This is a genomic window from Burkholderia sp. AU17457 (genome assembly GCF_002223255.1).
In the GTDB taxonomy this organism is placed as follows: Bacteria; Pseudomonadota; Gammaproteobacteria; order Burkholderiales; family Burkholderiaceae; genus Burkholderia; species Burkholderia sola.
The window spans coordinates 879,802-900,703 of sequence record NZ_NKFB01000008.1 but is presented as its reverse complement, the minus strand read 5'-3'; the positions used below and the strand labels follow the sequence as shown (position 1 = coordinate 900,703).

General features: G+C 65.3%; 20 protein-coding genes. 8 read left to right on the top strand and 12 right to left on the bottom strand.

Features of this window, described 5'->3' with window-relative positions; genetic code table 11:
• Nucleotides 1-112: 112 nt before the first annotated feature.
• Entirely contained in the window at nucleotides 113-1,033 is a 921-nt protein-coding gene (locus CFB49_RS34035; RefSeq protein ID WP_069619917.1) for a LysR family transcriptional regulator, read from the bottom strand.
• Between the two features lie 396 nt (nucleotides 1,034-1,429).
• On the opposite strand from CFB49_RS34035, the gene CFB49_RS34025 reads away from it, so the two are divergent.
• From CFB49_RS34025 to CFB49_RS34010, 4 genes are all read left to right on the top strand, one after another.
• Complete coding sequence (locus CFB49_RS34025) at nucleotides 1,430-2,758, top strand: MFS transporter (RefSeq protein ID WP_089493577.1); 1,329 nt, start codon at nucleotides 1,430-1,432, stop codon at nucleotides 2,756-2,758.
• Between the two features lie 57 nt (nucleotides 2,759-2,815).
• Complete coding sequence (locus tag CFB49_RS34020; RefSeq protein ID WP_089493576.1) at nucleotides 2,816-3,718, top strand: NAD(P)-dependent oxidoreductase; 903 nt, start codon at nucleotides 2,816-2,818, stop codon at nucleotides 3,716-3,718.
• A 194-nt stretch (nucleotides 3,719-3,912) separates the two neighbouring features.
• Nucleotides 3,913-4,839, top strand: coding sequence for a class I SAM-dependent methyltransferase (locus CFB49_RS34015; RefSeq protein WP_249190423.1), 927 nt, complete (start codon nucleotides 3,913-3,915; stop codon nucleotides 4,837-4,839).
• A 145-nt stretch (nucleotides 4,840-4,984) separates the two neighbouring features.
• Entirely contained in the window at nucleotides 4,985-5,416 is a 432-nt protein-coding gene (locus CFB49_RS34010) for an NUDIX domain-containing protein (RefSeq protein ID WP_089493750.1), read from the top strand.
• A gap of 860 nt (nucleotides 5,417-6,276) precedes the next feature.
• Here CFB49_RS34010 and CFB49_RS34005 read toward each other — a convergent pair.
• From CFB49_RS34005 to CFB49_RS33980, 6 genes are all read right to left on the bottom strand, one after another.
• A complete protein-coding gene (locus tag CFB49_RS34005) occupies nucleotides 6,277-7,509 on the bottom strand; it encodes an MFS transporter (RefSeq protein ID WP_089493574.1) in 1,233 nt (410 codons plus the stop codon).
• Nucleotides 7,510-7,682: 173 nt separating this feature from the next.
• Nucleotides 7,683-8,516, bottom strand: coding sequence for a shikimate dehydrogenase (aroE, locus tag CFB49_RS34000; RefSeq protein WP_089437971.1), 834 nt, complete (start codon nucleotides 8,514-8,516; stop codon nucleotides 7,683-7,685).
• The gene (locus CFB49_RS33995) at nucleotides 8,513-9,736 is read right to left on the bottom strand and encodes a CaiB/BaiF CoA transferase family protein (protein WP_089437970.1); all 1,224 of its coding nucleotides are present in this window, start codon (nucleotides 9,734-9,736) and stop codon (nucleotides 8,513-8,515) included. Before CFB49_RS33995 ends, aroE begins: the two co-directional genes overlap by 4 nt.
• Nucleotides 9,736-10,194: a MaoC family dehydratase gene (locus CFB49_RS33990; RefSeq protein WP_089493573.1), complete on the bottom strand. Its 459-nt coding sequence runs from the start codon at nucleotides 10,192-10,194 to the stop codon at nucleotides 9,736-9,738. The genes CFB49_RS33995 and CFB49_RS33990 overlap by 1 nt, the downstream gene beginning before the upstream one ends.
• A gap of 2 nt (nucleotides 10,195-10,196) precedes the next feature.
• Nucleotides 10,197-10,589 (bottom strand): VOC family protein, encoded by a 393-nt coding sequence (locus CFB49_RS33985; protein WP_050015379.1) that lies wholly within the window; start codon nucleotides 10,587-10,589, stop codon nucleotides 10,197-10,199.
• Nucleotides 10,586-11,536 (bottom strand): ketopantoate reductase family protein, encoded by a 951-nt coding sequence (locus tag CFB49_RS33980; RefSeq protein WP_089493572.1) that lies wholly within the window; start codon nucleotides 11,534-11,536, stop codon nucleotides 10,586-10,588. Before CFB49_RS33980 ends, CFB49_RS33985 begins: the two co-directional genes overlap by 4 nt.
• A gap of 81 nt (nucleotides 11,537-11,617) precedes the next feature.
• Here CFB49_RS33980 and CFB49_RS33975 point away from each other — a divergent pair, with 81 nt between their 5' ends.
• Nucleotides 11,618-12,538: a LysR family transcriptional regulator gene (locus tag CFB49_RS33975; RefSeq protein ID WP_069619927.1), complete on the top strand. Its 921-nt coding sequence runs from the start codon at nucleotides 11,618-11,620 to the stop codon at nucleotides 12,536-12,538.
• Between the two features lie 129 nt (nucleotides 12,539-12,667).
• Here CFB49_RS33975 and CFB49_RS33970 read toward each other — a convergent pair whose 3' ends face one another.
• A complete protein-coding gene (locus tag CFB49_RS33970) occupies nucleotides 12,668-13,249 on the bottom strand; it encodes a TetR/AcrR family transcriptional regulator (RefSeq protein WP_089493571.1) in 582 nt (193 codons plus the stop codon).
• A 255-nt stretch (nucleotides 13,250-13,504) separates the two neighbouring features.
• Between CFB49_RS33970 and CFB49_RS33965 the strand changes: the two genes are divergently transcribed.
• Complete coding sequence (locus CFB49_RS33965) at nucleotides 13,505-14,608, top strand: alpha/beta fold hydrolase (protein ID WP_089493570.1); 1,104 nt, start codon at nucleotides 13,505-13,507, stop codon at nucleotides 14,606-14,608.
• A 52-nt stretch (nucleotides 14,609-14,660) separates the two neighbouring features.
• Here the strand turns inward: CFB49_RS33965 and CFB49_RS33960 are convergent, their stop codons facing one another.
• Nucleotides 14,661-15,581 (bottom strand): LysR family transcriptional regulator, encoded by a 921-nt coding sequence (locus tag CFB49_RS33960; protein ID WP_089493569.1) that lies wholly within the window; start codon nucleotides 15,579-15,581, stop codon nucleotides 14,661-14,663.
• Nucleotides 15,582-15,693: 112 nt separating this feature from the next.
• Between CFB49_RS33960 and CFB49_RS33955 the strand changes: the two genes are divergently transcribed.
• Complete coding sequence (locus CFB49_RS33955; protein ID WP_089493568.1) at nucleotides 15,694-16,308, top strand: NIPSNAP family protein; 615 nt, start codon at nucleotides 15,694-15,696, stop codon at nucleotides 16,306-16,308.
• A 38-nt stretch (nucleotides 16,309-16,346) separates the two neighbouring features.
• On the opposite strand, the gene CFB49_RS33950 is transcribed toward CFB49_RS33955, so the two are convergent.
• A complete protein-coding gene (locus tag CFB49_RS33950; protein WP_089493567.1) occupies nucleotides 16,347-17,555 on the bottom strand; it encodes an ATP-grasp domain-containing protein in 1,209 nt (402 codons plus the stop codon).
• 37 nt (nucleotides 17,556-17,592) lie between these two features.
• Nucleotides 17,593-18,537, bottom strand: a complete 945-nt coding sequence (locus tag CFB49_RS33945; RefSeq protein WP_089493566.1) for a hypothetical protein — start codon at nucleotides 18,535-18,537, stop codon at nucleotides 17,593-17,595.
• 164 nt (nucleotides 18,538-18,701) lie between these two features.
• Between CFB49_RS33945 and CFB49_RS33940 the strand changes: the two genes are divergently transcribed.
• The gene (locus CFB49_RS33940; RefSeq protein WP_089493565.1) at nucleotides 18,702-19,577 is read left to right on the top strand and encodes a LysR family transcriptional regulator; all 876 of its coding nucleotides are present in this window, start codon (nucleotides 18,702-18,704) and stop codon (nucleotides 19,575-19,577) included.
• A gap of 18 nt (nucleotides 19,578-19,595) precedes the next feature.
• On the opposite strand, the gene CFB49_RS33935 is transcribed toward CFB49_RS33940, so the two are convergent.
• Nucleotides 19,596-20,864: an ATP-grasp domain-containing protein gene (locus CFB49_RS33935; RefSeq protein ID WP_089493564.1), complete on the bottom strand. Its 1,269-nt coding sequence runs from the start codon at nucleotides 20,862-20,864 to the stop codon at nucleotides 19,596-19,598.
• Nucleotides 20,865-20,902: the final 38 nt, after the last annotated feature.

Here is a 20,902-nt window from a genome sequence, read left to right as displayed (position 1 = left end):
TCTGTCCGTCGAATCTACTGCGTCGCAGGCGCCGGAAGGAAGTGCGGATCCGTGAACGGGACCTTCGAAAATCTGCAACACGCGGGGCGCGCGCCGACGTGGGGCGGCGCGGTCAGTCGTTCGACTGCCCGGCTTCACCGGCGACGAGCGAAGGCGGCGCGAACGATGCGAGGAACTCGAACAGCTTGCGCGTCGGCAGCGGCACGGCGCCGGCGCGAATGCCGACCGACATGACGCGGTTCGCCCATGGATCGTTGAGGCGAATGAAACGCAGGCGCATCGGTTCGCGAAACAGCGCGACCGCGCGCTCGGGCAGGATGCCGATGCCTTGCCCTGCGGCGATCAGCCGGCACATGGCTTCGAAGCTTTGCACCTGCACGCGGAAACGGACCGACTTGCCGAGCAGCGCCGCTTCCCTGACGAGCGAACGCGTGAGTTCCGAGCGGTCGTCGAGCGCGACCAGATCGTGGTCGAGCAACGCGCTGAAGTCGATCGAATCGCCGGCGAGCGGGTAGTCGTCGGGGACGACCACGCTGGCGCGGTCCATGCAGTAAGGAGCGAGGTGGATGCCCTCGGGTGCGGTGCGCGACGTGACGATGCCGACGTCCGCGCGGCCTTCGCGCAGCGCCTGCAGGATGTCGGAACTTCTCAGCTCGCTGATCTGCAGCTTGATGTCGCGATAGCGTTGCGAGAAGGTGCGCAACTGATCGGGCAGATCCTGGCTGATCGCCGAGATGTTCGCGAACACGCGGACGCGGCCGACCGCGCCTTTCGTATAGTCGGATAGTTCGCTGTAGATCGCATCGGTGCGCAGCAGCAGGTCGGTCGCGTGGCGCAACAGCGCTTCGCCGGCGGGCGTGAGCTCGACGCCGGCCACCGTGCGGTTCAGCAGCACCACGCGAAAGTGATGCTCGAGCAGCGCGATCCGGCGGCTCGCGGTGGACAGCGACATGTGGGACTGCTGCGCGGCGCGCGACAGGCTGCCCAGCTCGGAGGCACGGACGAACAGGGCAAGGGACGTGAGATCGAACAAGCGCAGGCTCCGATTGAAACTGCGGCAAGTATGTCATCCATCGCCGCGCGCGACGGTATCGGGCGAAGTGGTGCTAACCCTGACTGGCTCTGACCGCCCGCGAATGGTGCGCCGCACACCGCGACGCCGCCGTCATGCCGCGAAGGCCCGTGTCGTGCGGGCGGTCAACGGGCGGAATCCGTTTCCGATGGCTTGTGCGTTGCACGGTACGATGGCTGCCCGCGCGTGCGTTCGAGATATTCGAAGTGCCGCTTGAAGGATTTCGCATATCGGGTGGGCGGGGCAGCCGGGTAGATTCGAACCGTCCCCTGTCGCACACACCTATATCGACAGCGACTGCACGCGTGACGACGCAAGCATGCACGCGGGGCCATCCATGAACTTTCGGAGACAAACGTGGAAATCGACGCGACCTGCAACCCGGGCGAGCTCGCCGCCCCGGCATCGGCGCACGACCTCGCCCAGGAGGACCGGATCTTTCGTCGGCTCGCCGTGCAAATCCTTCCGATCCTGATGTTCGCGTACGTCACGTCGTACATCGATCGCGTGAACGTCAGCTTCGCCAAACTGCAGATGAGCCAGCATCTGGGCTTTTCCGACGCGGTGTTCGGCTTCGGTGCGGGGATATTCTTTCTCGGTTACGTGATCTTCGAGGTGCCGAGCAACATGCTGCTGGTGCGCGTCGGGCCGCGCCGCTGGATCACGCGGATCGTCGTGTCGTGGGGCGTCGTGTCGGGATTGACGGCGTTCGTGTCCACGCCGATGCAGTTCTACGTGATGCGCTTTCTGCTCGGCGTCGCCGAGGCCGGCTTCATTCCGGCCATCGTGCTCTACATGGCCCGTTCGTTCCCGGGGCGGCGGCGCGCGCGGATCCTGTCGATGTTTTATGCGGCGCTCGCGCTGGCCGGGTTGATCGGATCGCCGTTGACCGGCTTCATTCTTCAGTATTTCGACGGGGCGATGCAGATACCGGGCTGGAAATGGATCTTCATCCTCGAGGCGCTGCCGGCATTCCTGGCCGCTTTCTACGTATGGAAGGGGCTCGACGACGACGTCACGCGCAGCGAGCGCTTCTCGCCCGCGGATCGCGCCGTCCTCGCGCGCGTGCTGACGGAAGATCGTGCGACGACCGAGTCGGTCGAGCACCGCGGCCTGTTCTCGAGCTGGCTCGTATGGGCGTTCTGCGTGATCTACTTTCTCGACGTGTTCGCGATTTACGGCTATACATTCTGGGCGCCGACGATGATCAAGCAGATGGGCATCGGCAGCGATTTCGTCATCGGCTTGCTCGCCGCGCTGCCGAACGCGGTGGCCGTGGTCGTGATGGTCCTGTTCGGACGCAGCGCGGACCGGCGCGGCGCGCGGCGGCTGCACGTCGCCGCGCTTTTGCTGATGGGCGCGACCGGGCTCGGGCTGTCGGTCGTCTGGCACGATCAGCTGTGGCTCGGCATGTTCGCCCTCTGTATCGCGAACGCGGGGCTCATCTCGTTTCCGCCGCTGTTCTGGAGCATGCCGACCGCGGCGCTCGGCACCGCGTCGGTATCGATGGGCATCGCTGTGATCAGCTCGTTCGGGAACCTCGGCGGCTTCTTCGGGCCCTATGCGGTCGGCTACCTGAAGCAGATGTCGGGCGGTCTCGCCGCGCCGCTGTTCGTGATGGTGGGGTGCCTGTTGCTGGGCATCGTGCTCACGATGCTGCTGCCGGCGCGGCTGGTCGAGCGGTAACGGCAATCCATTTCGCCGCGGTGCTGCGCCGTGGCGCCATCTTTTGACGGGAATGACATGAAACAGCAGATTGGCCTGATCGGCGTGGGTTTGATGGGGCATGGTATTGCACGCAACGTGCTGAAGCACGGTTATCCGCTCACGGTCGTCGAGCATCCGGGCAACCAGCCGCTCGACGAACTGCTGCGCGGCGGCGTGCGGACCGTGCGGACCGCGCGCGAACTGGCCGCGCAAGCGGACGTCGTCATCCTCTGCGTGACGGGTTCGCCCGAAGTGGAAGCGGTGCTCACCGGTGAAGACGGCGTGTTGGCCGGCCTGAAGGACAACGCGATCGTCGTCGATTGTTCGACCGCCGTGCCCGAGTCGACCGTCCGAATGGCGCGGCTCGTCGAAGCGGCAGGCGGGCGCTTCGTCGATGCGCCGATGACGCGCGGCGCCAGGGAGGCGCACGAGGGCCGGCTGAACCTGCTGGTCGGCGCGACGCCCGGGTTGTTCGCGGAGATCAGGCCGGTGCTCGCGTGCTTCGCGGAAAACATCACGCACGTCGGCGATGTCGGGGCCGGCCACAGCATGAAGCTGCTGCATAACTATGTTTCGCTCGGGACCATCGCGCTGCTGTCGGAGGCTGTTGCGTGTGCGAAGCGCTCGGGCGTCGATGTCGCGGTGCTCGCCGACGTGCTCGCCAACGGCGGTGGCGGCGGCGCCGCGCTGAACCGGATGCGTCCGTTCCTGGAGACCGGCGACACGTCCGCGCTGCCGTTCCATATGGCGAACGCGCTCAAGGACCTGTCGTACTACTCGGCGATGGCCGAAGGCGTCGACGCGGCTCATGCGATCGCGGCGGCTGTTACGGAGACGTACCGCGATGCCGTTGCGGGCGCGGGGGCGCATTGTCCGGTGCTGAAGTTGTCGGATGTGCTGGTGGCGGGGGGAGGGCGCGACGAGGGGACGTCGCGTTGATGGGCCGGGCGTGCAGGGCAGGATCGATGCCGAGAGGGGTAGCGCCGCAGCACGCTCAGCGCATGATGAGCCCCGCCGTCTGGCGAAATCCACTGTTCCGTCACATAGCTCGACGCCGAGCTGCACAGCCACGGTCCGAGGTTGTCGGTCGAACGTCGCAGGGGCGGTGGGGGGCGGCTGCCGGCCATTTTGAGATGTGCGACATCGTGATCTGGTTCGTCGACAATCCGCTCGGGGTTCAGCCTTTAGAGTCACGAGTGCTCCCAACTAGCGAACAATCGAATGGCGCAAGAATGACCTCGCACGCAGAAATATATTTGAAAGATTTTCACCGCCGCCGGGCAGGAGCAACGCGTCGAGCCTACGGTAATCGACCTGCACGATCTGCGCAGGCAGCATACCCGTCCTCCTATCACGCGCTGGCGAATCGTGTACCGAATGACGCGATGTCGCGGACTGTGCTCGATCTGGCGTGTGGTGATGGGCCATTGCTGCAAATTCTGAACGACAGGGGGCATGCAGCAACGAAGCTAATTGGTATAGACATGAGCGATGGCGAGTTAAGCGTGGCTCGGGGAATATTGCCGCACGAAATACGATTGCTTAACGAGCGTGCACAAGACGTGTCGCTCGATAGCGGCTCGGTAGATTACGTGCTGTCGCACATGGCTCTCATGTTGATGGATGATATCGAACAAGTTGTTCGAGAGATTCGCCGGGTATTGCGTGACGGCGGCAGCTTTTCCGCTATCGTCGGGCGGAGCTTTTTGACTGGCAAGGTCGGCGAAGTCTTTTTGAACATTTTCAAGCCAATCGCGAAGGATCAGCTCACAGAGTTGCGGCTCGGTGATGCGCGCACACGCAGTGAAGCGGGGTGGCAAGAACTACTAAAGCCCGATTTTGTTGATGTGGCTTTTGAAGACATCGAAATCGACTGGGCACCTACACCCGAGCAGCTGTGGTTGGACATGCTGGACACCTACGATACCGACCGGATGTCGGAAGCGGCGCGCGCACAGTTCAAAAGTGAACTGTTGTCGGCGTTCGCGCCCATGCAAAGCGAAGACGGTACGTTGCACACTGGGTGGGGTCTGCGTCTTGTTCAGGCCACTGCTGCCTAGATGCTCGTTCGCCCAGCGATGCAAGACGCATGATTCCGCTGACGGCCATTTTGAGACATTCGACAAAGTTGCTGGGATCCCAGACAATCGGACCGGCCACAATCTCATTGTGGGGGGGGCACAGCAGATCGATAACGAAAGCTACATGAGTCGGCTGAGAAAGAAGGTTGGAAGCGATCTGATTTTGAGTCCGTCCGTTGCAGCTGTGATTCACGACCATGAAGGCAAATTGCTGCTTCAGGAGAAGTCGTCTGGAGAGGCGTGGAGTCTTCCCGCTGGTGGAGTTGACCTGGGCGAAAGCCCGCAAGAGGCTATCTTCCGCGAGGTCATGGAGGAAACCGGATATGCAATCCGCATTCACGGCATTCTCGGCGTGTTTGGCGGACGACTGTTTCGATACACGTATCCACGTGGCGACCGCGTCGAATACGTAGTGACTCTGTTCCAATGCAAAATCATTGATGGCTCAGGAATACCAAGCGATCCTGAAACCACGTCAACTCGATATTGTGGAAGGCATGACATGCCGGAACTGGCGCTGCCGTATCCGAAGGACGACTTGTTTCTCCCTTTCTAAGATCACGGCGGATGCCGTTGCGGTTTCACGTGCGGCCAATTTCAGACGTTAGACGCGACCACTTAATTGGTCGACAATTGGATCTACCTCCTACTTGCGCAACATGCTCGGGTACCGACATGAAATCGCTGTCCCCTTCAGATTGTTCGACGTGGCTGAAAAACGAAGAATGTATTGAAGCGCCGTACGGGAAGGCCGGACTAGGCCGCACATCGTATTTGCAATTCGCAGTGCCGGAAACCGATGGGGCAGCTTCCGTGATTGTCGACGGCATTCGCAGCTATCTTGAGCCGCCGAGAACCTGTTTGCTCCAGGTCACGGATTGGTCGAGGTATGGGGAGCTTGAGAATTCACTATTGGAGGAAATGGAATCGACATGCTCCGGCAAGCTAAACCCGTGGGGCGGCTTTGGCCAACTCTTCGAGGCCAGCGAAGCAGATGACGTGCTTGGGTGTTGCGCCACAGTGCTTCGTTGCGGCATGAGCGCATACATCTACATACCGCTAAGAGCCACATTTCTTCTTTGGGAGGGGGAACTTGTCAATCTTTGGGCTAGCGCATCTGTGGCACGGAATCAGTTTCTGCAGCGCTTAATAAGCGCAGGAGTACGAATTACAAACAGCTAAATGGTGACTGCGCAGATGTTTAGAAGCGAATGAACGACGGCTATCGGTCGATACCACTGACCGCAGCGGCTCGGCAGCGGTCGATCCGAAAAAGCGCGAGCGCAGGTTCGCTCGCGTCGCCTGTCGGACTGGGTGCAGGTACTGCTGCATCACCGGATGGATGCGCCGATGATGGTAGCGTTCTTGCCGAGCGTCACGTTCGGCAAGTCCATTTGATTACCGCTCCGCCCCAACTCACCGCCCATCCGCCGCCCGCGCCGGAACCGCTGCCACCCCCAAATTCGCGTCACCAATTCTCGGCAACCACACAAACGCAATCGTAACCAGCGTGACGCCGACGCCAAGCATCGGCACCACCATCGGCCACGCGCCCGACAGATAGCGCGGATCGGTGAAAACCGCCGCCGTCTGTCCCACGCTGAAAGCGAAGAACATCATGATGAAGCCGGACCACGATACCGCGCGGCCGGCAAGATGAGGGAGGCCGCTGACCGCGCCTGCCTGCCCGCACGGCTGATGAATCCCGTGGCCGAGGCAATACACGCCATGCCCGACGAGCAGCGGCCAGATGTTGCCGGGAAGCAGCGCACACCCCAAAGCCTGGATCACAGCCCCGGAAAGACTCAACGTCGCCCCTTGGCGCACCGTTCGCAGCATGCTTTGACGTCGCAGCAACTGCCGGCAGCCAAAGGTACTCAGCACATAGACGAGCGTCCCGCTCGCCGGAATCCAGCCGTATCGCTGGGGCGAGATGCCGAACTGCCGGATGTAAATCGTCGGAGAAAGCAGCAGAAAACAGAACATGCCGGTGTACGTCGACGCGGCCAGCAGTGTCCATACCCTGAACGAGGCATTGCCGAATATCTCGCGCACGTCCCCGGTCGAATTCCGGCGCGGCGCGATTCTGGCGGCGCTTTCCTCGAAGCCGTACCAGCACATGACGAGCAAGCCGAACGCGTAGAGGCTCATCCCCGCGAGTACCCATCGCCAGCCGGCATGCTGCGTGACATACGCACCGACGATCGGGGCGAGGAACGCCATCATCCCCATTCCCATGAAACCGCGCGCCATCACGTACGGGCCGTCGCCTGCCGAATACCGGTCGCGCACGGTCGCACGGGCGCATACCAGTATCGCGGCCATGGCAAAGCCCTGCATCGCCCGCGCGGCCACCAGCATCGCGGCGGTCGACGCGAGCGCTGCCGCCAATGCGGTCAGCGCATAGAGCGCCAGGCCGGTCAGCAAGACGGGACGACGGCCGAACCGGTCGGACAGACTGCCCATCGGCAACTGTCCGACACCGAATATCAATGCGAAAACGGTGAGGCTGACGCTGGCGGAGCCCAGCGTCGCGGCGATTTCAGGCAGCGCCGGCAGGTAACTGTCGGTCGCCACCGGCTGGGCCGCCAGCAGCAGCGGCAACATGAGCGCGAAGTTCAGGCGAGCGGGGCGCGTGGTGTCCGGCATGACGGTGTTCGGCACGGTCTCGGGCGTGGGAAGAGGGCGGCGGCAAGGCACGGTCGCTCGGCGCGGCGCGTTCGTATGGACGCGCCGAGTCTACCCGATCGCGCCTGCCGCCCCCGTCGCGCTCGATGCCGTCGTGCATCGGGATCGCCTGCATGCCGATCCCCATCGGGTGTTCAGTCGAACGGCACGGCTAGCCGGTCGATCACCGAACTGGTCGCGGGGCGCACACCGCGCCACCATGCGAACGCCTCGGCCGCCTGCTCGACCAGCATGCCAACGCCGTCGGCGATCCCGTGCACGCCGGCGTTTTTCGCGAGCCGGAGAAACGGCGTGAGCCGCTTGCCGTAGGCGAGTTCGTAAGCGGTTCCCGTCGGGCTGAACACGCTCGGCGGGACCGGCGGCAGGTCGCCGGTCAAACTGGCCGACGTCGCATTGACGACCAGGTCGAAACGTCCCATTCGCGCGAGGTCCGCGTAGCTGCCGGCCACGAGCGGGCCGCGCCCGGCGACCTGCGCGGCCAGTGCGCGCGCCTTGTCGACGTCGCGATTCGCGATCACGAGTTCCGCCGGGCCGGCTTCGAGGAACGGCAACAGCGCGCCGCGCGCCGCGCCGCCCGCACCGAGCACCAGCACACGCTTGCCGGCCATCGGCAGATGGAGGTTCGCTTCGATATCGCGAACCAGTCCGATGCCGTCGAAGTTGTCCGCCAGGATGCGATCGCCGTCGAACTTGAGCGCGTTGGCCGCGCCCGCGAGCTGCGCACGCTCGCTGCGTTCATCCGACATCGCGAACGCGTCGAGCTTGAACGGCGCGGTGACGTTGATGCCCTTGCCGCCGCCCTCGAAAAACGCACGCACCGCGGCAGCAAAAGCGCCTGCCGGCTCGAGCGGGCCCTCGATCGCCGTATAGCGGAGGTCCTGCCGCGTCTCTTGCGCGAAGAGGCCGTGAATCAGCGGGGATTTCGTATGCCCGATCGGATTGCCGATCACCGCGTATTGATCAGTCATCGTTGGCTCGCTTTCGAATAGAGGACGCCGTCGGCCTGCATCGCATCGATTTCGGCCGCATCGAACCCGAGAGAACGTGCGACTTCCGCGTTGTGCTGCCCGAGATCGGGCGCGACGTCGCGAATCGTCGTATCGCAATCGGAAAACCGGAACGGCAGGTTGGGCAGGCGCAGCGTCCCGTAGCGCGGATGCTGTTGCTCGACGACCATGCCTCGGGCCTGGATCTGCGGATCGTTCAACACCTCGTCGATGCGCTGCACTTTCGCGCAGGGCACGTCGATGCCGTCCAGCAGGTCGAGTACCGACGCGACGGAACGCGCGGCCACCCACGGCTCGACCACCGACAGGATCTCCGCGCGGTGCGCGTTGCGTCCGGTGCTGTCGTGAAACCGCGTGTCGGCGCCGAAACCCGCCGGGCCGCCGTGCGCCGCGATCAGCGCGGCGAAGCGCTTCCACGCGTCGTCCACCTGCGCGGCGATCACGAGATCGCCGTCCGCGGCGCGGAACACGCCATAGAGTGTCGACGTCGGCATGTCGTGCCCGGTTTGCTCGGGCAGCACGCCCTTCAGCGTGTAGCACTGCACCGCGTATTCGTGCATCGACACCAGCGTGTCGTACAGCGCCATGTCGACGTGCTGCCCGCGGCCACTCTTCACGCGCCCGAGCAGTGCGGCGTTGATCGCCGCGACCGCATGAATGCCGGTGTACATGTCGCCGAGCGAAATACGCAGCAGCGGCGGGCGCTCGCCCGGCGTACCGACCATCTGCATGATCCCGCTCTTGGCTTCGGCGATCAGCCCGAAGCCTGCGCGATGCGCATCGGGACCGGTGTGGCCGTACGCCGAAATGGAGCAGTAGACGAGGCCCGGATTGCGCGCCGACAGTTCTTCATAGCCGAGCCCGAGCTTGTCCAGCGCGCCTGGCCGATAGTTCTCGATGAAGACGTCGGCGGAGTCGCACAGCCGCTGCATGAACGCCTTGCCGCGCGGGTCCTTCATGTTGACGCTCACGCCGCGCTTGCCCATGTTGAGCTGCAGGAAGTAGCCGCTTTGCTGGTCGTCGAGCACGGTCGCGTGCTGGCGTCCGGCATCGCCGGCGCCGGGACGCTCGACCTTGATCACTTCGGCGCCGAGCGCCGCGAGACAGCGCCCGACATACGGGCCGGCGAGGAAATGGCTGTAGTCGACGACGCGAATGCCTTCGAGGGGACGAGCCTGCATCACGGTGCCTCCGGACGGCGCGGCACCATCAGCCGATGTTCGCCGCGTTGAACGACCTGCCCGTCCTGATTGATCAGTTCCGACGGCAGCACGACGATGCCCCAGTCCGGGCGGCTCTTGCTGGCCCGCATCGAGCCGACGCGGAACGTCACGTGCAGCACGTCGCCGACCTTGATCGGCAGCAGGAAATCCCAGGTCCAGCCGAGCGACATGCCCGGCAGGAAGCGGTAGTCGCTCTGGGTCTTCAGGCCGTCGGCCACGGACAGGCCGAACAGCCCGTGCGCGACGAGGCAGCCGAAATGGCTCGCGTTCGCGTATGCCTCGTCCACGTGAACGGGCGTATGGTCGCCGGTGAGGTCAGCATACGCGAGAATGCGCTCCTTGGTCACGACGTAGGTCGGGCTCGTGCACGTGTCGCCTTCGCGGGCATCGTCCCAGTATTTCTCGACGATCGCCATGGTCATGCCTCCGCGCGCGGGTTGATCGCCAGCGCCTGCGCGACGCAGGAAGCCGGCCGGGCCTGAATCAGTTCGACGGCGAGCCCGTCGGGCAGGCGAATCCAGTTGCGCCCCTGCGGCATCTCGGTCACGTCGAATCGCTGCGCGGCGGCCAGCGCGGCCTCCAGGTCTTCGCACATCACGCCGAGATGGGCGAGCCGGCCTTCCGGGCCGTCATGTTCCGGCGCGTGGATGAACTGCAGGCCGCCGAGCGTCCAGTACTGCCGCGGCGCGTCGAGCGTGCCGTCCACTTCGCGCAGCGTCATGCCGAGCACGTCCTCGAAGAAACGGATGTGCCAGTGGATGTCCTTCACCCAGATCGCAACGTGTTCGAGATAGGCTTTCGTGGCGCTCATGCGGCTGCCTCCTCGCGTTGGCGATCGGCCATCGCGCGCTCCAGCCCCTTGATGCAGGCGACGAGCGTGGCGTTGACGGGGGTCGGCACGCCGTAGCGCTGCCCGCAGCGCACGACCGAACCGTTGATGAAGTCGATCTCGGTGATCGAGCCTTTCTCCAGGCTTTGCAGCATCGAGGTCTTGAATGCGGCCGGCAGCCCCTCGGCGGCGAGCGTCCATGCCTGTTCGGGACCGGTCATCGACAGTTTCACGCCGGCCGCCTGCGCCGCCGCGATCGCCTCGGCGACCGCCGCGAGCGACGTCGCCTTCAGCAGCGGCTCGTCGTAGAGCTGCCCGTAGGTGAGGCCGGTGAGGCCCGTCAGCGCGCCCGTCGCGACATTCACCAGCAGCTTGTCCCACATCGTGCCGACGATGTTGTCGCTGATCGTCGTCGCGAGGCCGGCCGCATCGAACGCGGCGGCGATCGCCTGCACGCGCGGCGTGATGCGGCCGTCGAGTTCGCCTATGTAGGTGTATTTGCCGATCACGCCGGATTCGATATGACCCGGCCCGCGCAGCACGCCGCCGACGTAGGTCTTGCCCGCGAGTACGCGCTCGCGGCCGACGGCGTCGCTCAGGATGTCCTCGTGGCCGAGGCCGTTCTGCAGCGACAGCACGACGGTATCGGGCCCGACCAGCGACAGGGCGCCGCGGATGGCCGCGTCGGTGTGGAACGACTTGACCAGCACCACCACCAGGTCGGCCGCGCCGACTTCGGCAGCCTGCGTCGTCGCGTGCACGCGTACCTGCCGCGTGCCGCGCGCGTCGTCGACCCGCAGGCCGTCACGGCGCATCGCATCGACGTGCGCGGGCGAGCGGTCGATCAGCCAGGTCTCGTGACCGCCTTCGGTGAGGGTGGCGCCGATCGCACAGCCCAGTGCGCCAGCTCCCAGAATCGCGATTTTCAATGGTGTCTCCTTGACGTATGGCCTCACGATAGGAGCCGTCGCTCATGCCGACAATGCAATGGATACAATGACGTCATTGCCATGGACAATAATGCGACGATGCCCGCCGATCTGCCGGACCTGAAGCTGCTTCAGTTATTCGATCTCCTGTACGACGTGCGCAGCGTCACGCGCGTCGCCGAGCAACTCGGCCAGAGCCAGCCGACGGTCAGCATCTGGCTCGGCCACTTGCGGGAACACCTGCACGATCCGCTCTTCATCCGCACGCCGGGCGGCATGGCGCCGACGCCGCAAGCCGACGCGCTCATCGGGCCATGCCGGGAAATCCTCGAATCGCTGCGGCGCTTCACTGCATGGGAGATCGCGTTCGATCCCGCGACCGCCCAGCGACGCTTTCGCATCTGCATGACCGATGCGAGCCACGTCACGCTGTTGCCGCGGCTACTGGCCCATGTCCGGGCGCAGGCGCCGGGCGTCCGGCTGGAAGCTGCACGGATCGACGGCAATACGGAGCGGGCGCTCGAATCCGGCGAAGCCGATCTCGCGATCGGCTATGTGCCGTGGCTGGGCGGTGGCATTTACCAGCAGAAGCTGTATGACCAGGACTGGATTTGTCTGGTGAATCGGCACCACCCGCGGATTCGCGGCCGGCTCGGGGTCAAGCAATATCGGGCGGAAGGGCATGTCGCGATTACGGCGGGAACCGGGGCGCAACTGCTCGAACAGGCGTTGCGGCAGGCGCGCATCGAGCGAGACGTGGTGCTGGAATTGCCGGGGTTTCTCGGGTTGGGGGCGATCGTTCAGACGACCGACCTGATCACGACGCTACCGCGTCATATCGGCGAGACGCTGGCCCAGGCCAGCGATCTGGCGGTTCATGCATGCCCGATCCCGGTCGATGGCTTCGCGGTGCGGCAGCATTGGCACGCGCGCTACCACCACGAGGCCGGCAACCGGTGGCTGCGCGGCGTCGTGACTCGACTATTCGGTCATTCGCATTGATCTGTGGCTTCGGCGTTCGCGAGGGAGGCTGGAAGTCTTGTGGCCTTCGGGCGGTGCAGCATCACGACAACGGGCAATGTCCCCGGGATGGGCGGAAGGCACGGCTCGTCACGACAACATCGGGGCGGATCACTCTTCGGAAGCCCCCCACCTTTGGCTGCTGACGTCTGCCAGCGCGTCGAATACAGCCGGCGAGCGTTCCAGGCGCGCGATCGTGCGTGCACCCTCGAGCGCGGCGACCAACGCTGCCGCGGCCGACGATGCGCGCGCGGAAGCAAAACCGCATCCCCTGAAATGCGCCGCGATCACCTCGGTCGAATCGGCAAACCCCCGCGCGACCCGCTCGGTCAGCTCGGCGTCGAGCGCGGGCAGTTCGTTGGCCAGGTTTTGCATGAGGCACCCGTACTGGAAATCGGCAGCGACCATTTCAGCCGCAAACGTGCTGAAGAGCCGACGCACGAAATCCAGCGCATGACCGGTCGTTTCGGCCGAGATGTTCTGCAAGACGGCAATTCGATTCGTGACGTACTGATCGATTGCTTCTTCCGCGAGTTGTGCCTTGCCGCGTGGAAAGTGGAAGTAGAACGATCCCTTGGGCGCACCGCTTTCTTCGAGGATCTGGGTCAGTCCGGTCGCGGTGTAGCCCTGGATGCGAAACAGCCGTTCGGCCGTGGCAATCGCGCGAGCGCGAGCGTCAGTCTTGCGTGTCATGCCGGAAAAGTATCACGTTTGCCTTGACCCGGCTATGGCGATCGCCATACTATGGTGATCACCATATTCCGGAGTGCCGTGATGCCCGTCGACAAGAGCAAGCCATCGGCGCCGAGACGAACCGTTCTGGCGATGGGCGCGGCCGGACTGATTGCGGCTTTGTTTCGACCTGCCCGCGCAAACCCGACAGGAGAAGGTGATCCGGCCATGCCAACCTACGCCGCAGGAACGCTTCCCAAAGGGGTGCGTTCGCGCATGATCCCCGGGGTGAACGGCCTCGATGTCCATATTCTCGAGGCCGGTCATGAAAGCGCCGGCCGGCCGCTCGCGTTGCTTTTGCACGGCTTTCCGGATTTGGCCTACGGCTGGCGGCATCTCATTCCCATCCTGGCCGACGCGGGATACCACGTCGTGGCGCCCGACCAGCGGGGGTTTGGCCGCACCACCGGCTGGGTGAACGACTATGACGCCCCGCTCGCGCCGTTCAGCCTGTTGAATATGACGCGCGACGCGCTCGGATTGGTTTCGGCATTGGGGTATCGGCAGACGTCGATGCTGGTAGGACACGACCTCGGCTCGCCCGTGGCGGTGTATTGTGCGCTCGCGCGACCCGACGTCTTTCCGTCGGTGGTGTTGATGAGCGCACCGTTCCCTGGCCCGCCGGCGCTTCCGTTCGACACGGCGCGAAGCGAGGCATCGTCGGCTCGACCGAACGATGACGCTCGGAAACTGGCGGCGGCGCTTGCGGCGCTCGATCCGCCGAGGGCGTATTACCAGCAATACCTCAGTACACGAAACGCCAACCGGGACATGTGGCATCCACCGCAAGGTTTATCCGCGTTTCTTCGCGCATTTTTCCATGTCAAGAGCGCCGACTGGCCGGGCAACAAGCCGCATCCGCTCAAGGCGCTCACGGCTGCGGAGCTGGCGCAAATGCCCACGTACTACGTGATGGATCTCGGCAAGACGATGCCCGAAACCGTCGCGCCATTCCAACCGTCCGCCAGCGAAACCCTTGGCTGTACATGGCTGACCGATGCGGAACTTGGCGTGTACACGGCGGAGTACGGCCGCACCGGGTTCCAAGGCGCGCTTCAGGCTTATCGTGTGTTGTCCGATCCTGACCTGAACGCCGAGTTGCGCCTGTTTTCGGGCAAGACGATCGACGTCCCCTCGCTCTTCATTGGCGGCACGAGCGATTGGGGCACTTATGCCGCGCCGGGCGCGCTCGATCTGATGAGAACGAAGGCGACGACGAGAATGCGTGGCATCGAGCTGATCGACGGCGCAGGCCACTGGATCCAGCAGGAGCAACCGGCCAGACTTGGCGAACGCTTGCTCGCTTTCGCGAAGGCGTGAAGCGGGGCGCGGTGGAAGAGGGCGTCTTTCGCGACCGGCGGCGGTAGCCGTATCACATCCGGGAGGCCGTTTCGGCGCCGAACCGGTCGACCACGAATTCGGTAAAGCTGCGAAGCTTCGGTGATTTCTGCTTCTGTTGCGGATAAAGCAGATTCATCGATCGCTCGGGGGCGGCGAAGTCCGGCATGATCTCGACGAGGCGCGCGTCGCGAATGTCCTCGTGGATCAACATCGAAGGCAGCATCGCGATACCGAGCCCGCTCAACGTCGCCCGGCGCAACGCTTCCGCGCTGTCGATTTTCAGTCTGCCGTCCACGCAGATGCTCATCGGCCCATCCGGGCCTTCCAGCATCCAGTGGGCGTGCGCCGCGTGCCATTCCGATCGGGGCGGATACGCATACGTCAGGCAGTGATGCTCGCGCAGCGCGTGCGGCGTAGTCGGCGCGCCATGTTCGTGAACGTAAGCGGGCGACGCACAGAGCACCAGCCGGTATGGCGCCAGCGGACGCGCGACCACATCCGGACTGGCGAGCGCGCCGATGCGAATGGCGGCCTCGAAACCTTCGTCGAACAGATCGGCGAGCGAGTCGGTTGCGACGATATCGAGCTTGATCTCGGGGTAGCGCTGGTAATAGTCCGCGAGCGCGGGAATCAGGCACTCGTTCGTAAACACGACAGGCGCCGTCACGCGCAGACGCCCGCGTGGATGCTTGAGGTGATCGAGTGCAAGCTGTTCCGTGTCGTCGACCAGACCGAGGACTTCGACGCATCGCTCGTAGTAAGCCCGGCCGAACGCGCTGACTTTCTGCTTGCGCGTCGTGCGGTGAACGAGGACCGCGCCCAGCCGGCTTTCCAGCGCCTGAAGGTAGTTGCCGACCATGGTCGGCGACAGATCGGACGCCTGCGCGGCCGCCGTCAGGCTACCCGTTTCCACGATGCGGACGAATACGGCCATCGCCTTGAGGAGATCCATTGCGCAATGGTACTGGATTCTGTTTCAAGGTGCGGCGCGTTTATCCGCCACCGGTTTGGAAATACATTGCGGTGGAAATGCATTGCGACAGGCGAGCGAAAGGAGGGCAGACATGCTGTATGAACTCACGACGTTGTCGTGTCCGCTTCTGGACCAGAATATCGTGTCCCACCGTGCGCATCACTGGGTATCGGATGCCGGCGCGCTAGGGCGGCTGCTTGGCGCATGGCGCACGGAAATTGGCGAGCTATCGCGGGTCGTCGTGCTGCGTGGCTTCGAGACGATGGATGAATTGCAGCATGAACGCAATCGGGCATTGAGCGCCGAGCAACCTTTCGGCATTGAAAGCGCGTCCGTTCGATTGACGATGGAAAGCCATGCGCTTTTTCCTTTTCTCCCCGACATCGAACCGGCGGTGTTGGGCGACTTCTATGAAATTCGCCGCTACTGGCTGAAAGCCGGCGGTATTGCGCCGACCATTTCCGCGTGGGAACGCGCGATGGGCCCGGCCCAAGCCTATACGTCGCATCTCGTTTGCAACATGTACGCGCTCGATGGACCGCCGCGCATCACGCACATCTGGGGATTCTCGAGTCTGGAAGAACGCATGGCGTTGCGAAAGCGGCACTACGCGGAGGGTCTTTGGCCGCCGGCAGGCGGTCCGGAACAGATCGAAAGGGCAACGTCGACGATCGGCTTGCCGGAGGCGTGGTCGCCGTTGCATTGAATGCGCCGCCGGCGCAAGCAAACCGCGCTCCCCCGAAGTCAGGCCGACTCGGTAGTGGATTTCAATTCACCGCGCTCAGCGGCCAAACCCACGTCGCGCGCCGAATCGTGCCCCGCCGGCACCGCCACCCGCACATAAAGAAACGCACGCCGTTCACGATCGGGCAGCACCTGCGGCCCGTAGCTGATCCTGACCGCGCCATCATCGATCGCGCCCGCCTGCTCGAAACGCCACGCACGGGGATCGCTGTCGAGCAGGAATTCGGCGCGCGCATATGCGTGCGGCTCGAACAGCTCGGGGATCGTCACCGTCTTTCCGTCGAGCTTGTCGAGCAACGCTTCGACCACGTTGAAGCCATAGCCGTCGCGCACGATGTCGCAGATGAAGCTGCCCGCGATGCGCGGATTCAGTTCGATCACGTGCGGCACGCCGTCATGCACGATGCAGTCGAGATGCACGGGCCCCCACGTGAGCCCGGCGGCGGCCGTCGCACGCGTGCCGACGTCGATCAGCGCGCGCAGCGTGTCGGCGTCGAGATCGAGTTCCGACGTATAGCCGCGTTCGAGAAAACCCGCGCCATGCCGCTTCAGCTTGCGCAGCGCGCCGACGTAGCGGCCGTCGAAATACTCGACGCAGTATTCGCTGCCGTCCAGGAATTCCTCGATGACGACGCGTTCGGTCGCAAGCGACGGTGCATCGGCCTGCGCGGCGGCGAGCGCGTCGAGCTGCGCGCGCACGGCGGCGATGTCCTCGCAGCGGCGCACGCCGTCGCTCGCGGAGCCTTCCGACGGCTTGACGACGACCGGAAAGCGCAACGGGGCCGCGGCGGCCGCGAGCGCCGCCGGCGCGGTGAGCGTACCCGCGACGAACTGCGCGGCCGGGATCCCGTGCGCGGCGAGCAGCGCCTTCTGGTTCGACTTCGATACCGCGTGCGCGACATGCCGCGCATCGGGGCCGGGCAGGCCGAGCGCATCGGCGACCCACGCGGCGGTGCGCGCATAGCTGTCGTGCGCGGTCGTCACGCGCAGCGTGTCGAGTTCGTCCGGAAAGCGCGCGCGCAGCCATTCGACGAGCTGGCCGGCGTCGGGCGCGAGATTGACCGTCTCGATGCCGTCGGGAAACACGTCGTCGATGCGATGGCCGGGCGCGGTGATGACGGTCACGGCCACCTGGCGTGCGACGGCGGCGCGCACCAGTGCGACGCTGCTGCCGGTGGCGCGTGCGCCGATCACGATGAGTCGCTTCATGATGAATCCTTGATCGAGGGCGGAAGAGGGATACCGGCTAGCGTGCGCGCCTGCGCAGCCGCTGCGCTTCGAGGCGCGGCAGCATATGCTGGACGACGCGCGGCAGCGTATAGATCGGCAATTGCGCACACGCGAACACGAGCGCCATGGTCGGCGTCGCGGCCAGCCCGAGCGCGGCCCACATCAGCCCGACGTTGCGATTGGCGATGATCAGCGCGACGTTCAGGCGCGTGCGGACGTCGCCGGGCGTGAGCCCGTACGCGACGATCTGGAAGCCCGCGTTGACGGCGAACGCGAGCGCGATCGCGGTCAATGCGCGGTGCGGTGCGTCGATGATCGACTGCTGCATGCCGGCCATCGTGCCCAGCGCGAATATCAGCAGCGCGACGACGACGGTTGCGTCGATCGGCGTCGCATGGCGCGCGAGCCGCGCGCCGGCAAAGCGCCGCACGAGCAGCGCGACGCCCTCGGCGCTGCCGATCAGCAGCGCGAGCCGCAGCGCGAGGCTCGACGGCGAGATCGATACCGCCGCGTCGTGGCTGAACCAGGCGGTCAGCAGCGGCGCGGTCAGCGGCACGAACACCATCGACGCGAGCGTCGCGACGAGTGCGACACTGGCGTCGAGCGACAGCATTCGCGCGATCGTCGACGTGCCGCTCGACGGCGGCGCGCAGTAGGCGATCACCAGCGCGACGACCCAGTCGTACGGCAAACCCGCGAGCCGCGCGGCGATGCCGAGCGCGACCGGGCACGCGATCATCGTCACGGCGGGCAGCAGCAGCGACACGGCGGGCCGCCGCGCGACCGCGCGCACGGCGCTCGGCTCCACGCGCAGCAGCGTGCCGAGCACGAACAGGAACACGGTAACGGGCATCAGCGGCCGAGCGAGATCCGCGAGCGGCGGCGCCAGCAGCCCGAGGCCGACGCCGCACGCGAGCACGGTCGGGCCGCGCCGCACCAGTGCGGCGATCACTGTGCGCACGGGCGAACCTCGGGCTGGCGGCGAACGGGAGTGAAGCCGAAGCAGGCAGCGGATGGCATGCGGATTCCTTGGAGAGGCGGCCGGCAGGGAATACCCGCTAGGCTAATCCGGATGATGAGCGAAGTAAAATGATATAAGATGGATCAATAACAAGAGAAACTGATATGAACATCCCTCTGCTCGAAACTTTCCGGGCGGTCGTGCAGGAAGGCAGCGCGTTGCGCGCGGCCGAACGGCTCGGCTGCACGCAATCGAACGTCACCGCGCGGCTGCGTCAGCTCGAGGAGTCGCTCGACGCGCCGCTGTTCGACCGGCACGGCAAGCGGCTGGTGCTGAACGATGCCGGGCGCCGGCTGATGCCGTATTGCGACCGCATCTTGCGCCTCGTTGACGAAGCAACGCAGGTGGTGCGCGAAACGCCGGTTGCCCGCAGCTTCCGGCTCGGTTCGATGGAAAGCACGGCCGCCACGCGGCTGCCGGCGCTGGCCGCCGCGCTGAAGGAGCGCGATCCGGCGCTCGGCCTCGCGGTGCAGATCGGCAGCGAGCCGGATCTGGCCGACGCGCTGCTGCGCGGCCGGATCGACGCGGCGCTCACCGCACGCGCGGTCGTGCGGCCCGGGCTGCATTACGAGCCCGCGTTCGCGGAAGACATGGTGCTGGTGAGCGCGGCGACCGTCACGCGCCGGCAGTTGCTGGCCGACAACACGGTGCGCTTGCTCGCGTTTCACGACGGCTGCCCGTATCGCGCGGTCGCGGAGCACTGGCTGAAGGCGCGCGGCGTCGCGATCGAATCGGTGTCGTCGTTCGGCACGTTCGGCGCGATCCTCGGCTGCGTCGCTGCCGGGATGGGCGTCGCGATCCTGCCGAAACGGATCACGACCGAACACGTGGCGCGCAAGGAGCTGCGCACGCACGCATTCGACGATCTCGACAGCGTGACGACCTACCTCGTCACGCCCGACGAAGCGCCTGCGTTGCCCGAACTCGACGCGTTGCGCGCGGTGCTCGGCCGGCAGGCGGGTGCGCTGCTCGCGCGCTGACACCAGCACGCTGCAGCCCTAGGCCGGCACGACCGCACGCTCGTCCGCGAAGAAATCGGCCTCGATTTCGCGAATGCGCGCGCAGTCCTCGAGCAGTCGCTCGAACGTCGGGCTGTACAGGCCGACCGTGCCGAGCGCCGTCTGCAGGTCGGTGGTCACGCGTAGCGTATCGCCCACCTTGATCCATTGCTTGAGCCCGACGAACGACGGTAGCGCCTGGATCGCCTGCCACGTGAAATCCTGCCGCAGCACGCCGTTGCGCGACGACAGCAGCAGCACGTGCCCGCAGTATCCGCGAAAATCCGCCGGCGTGGCGACGTCGCCGAACAGCCGCTCCGGATGCAGCACGGCTTCAACGGTGGCCGACACGTGATTCTCGCCGCTGACCGCGCTCGTCAACCGCGGGTCGAGGCTGCCGTGCAGCCGCGCGTTCAGCTCGACGATGGTCGGGCCGTCGGCCGTATCGAACAGCTCCAGATGAGTCGGCCCGAAGCGCACGTCGAGCGCGTCGAGTACGTCGGCCGCGTAGTCGAGCAGCGGCGCGTAGCGCGGGTCGGCGTGGTTCAGCACCAGCATCTTGTCGAGCCGCGGCGCGTGCGTGCGGTCGCGATGCACTTCCCACAGGCTGACCACGCGATGGCGGCCCTCGAAAGATACCGAATCGACGATGTATTCCTGCCCTTCGGAATAGCTCTGGATCACGATGTCGTCGTTCGGCTGGTTGTACAGCGAACGGGTGGCGAGCACGTCGCGCGCGGCGGCCTCGACCTGCGCGAGCGTCCGGCAGATCTTCACGCCGGCCACGCCCGCGCTGCGCGCCGGCTTCACGACGAGCGGCAACGTGCCGTGCGCGCGCGCCCAAGCGAGCGCTTCATCGACCGACGTGCTGTGGAAATGCGCGGGCGCGCGCAGCCCGGCCTGGCGAATGCGCTCGTTCATCGCGAACTTGTCGCGTCGAGCGGCGGAGGTCGCGAGCGGGTTGCGAAATGGCACGTCGAGCCGCTCGGCCAGCGTGTCGGCCAGCTCGAGCGCCGCGTCGAGGCCGTGCAGCACCGCGCCGATTCGCAGGTCGCTCAGCTGCGCGAGCGTCGCGTCGATGTCGCCGCGATGCTGGACCTGCCGGATGTAGTCGGACGGCACGAACTGGTTTCGGTAGATGGCCGGCAGATCGGGGTCGCTGATCACGTGCACGCAACGGATGCCGTATGCACGAAACGCGGGGGCCAGGTACGCGGCGGTCGACGCGCCGTCGACGATCAGGACGGTATCGATGAAGCGATGCTGCATGGATTCCTCGCTCGGATGGGGGATCGGTTGAAGGATGT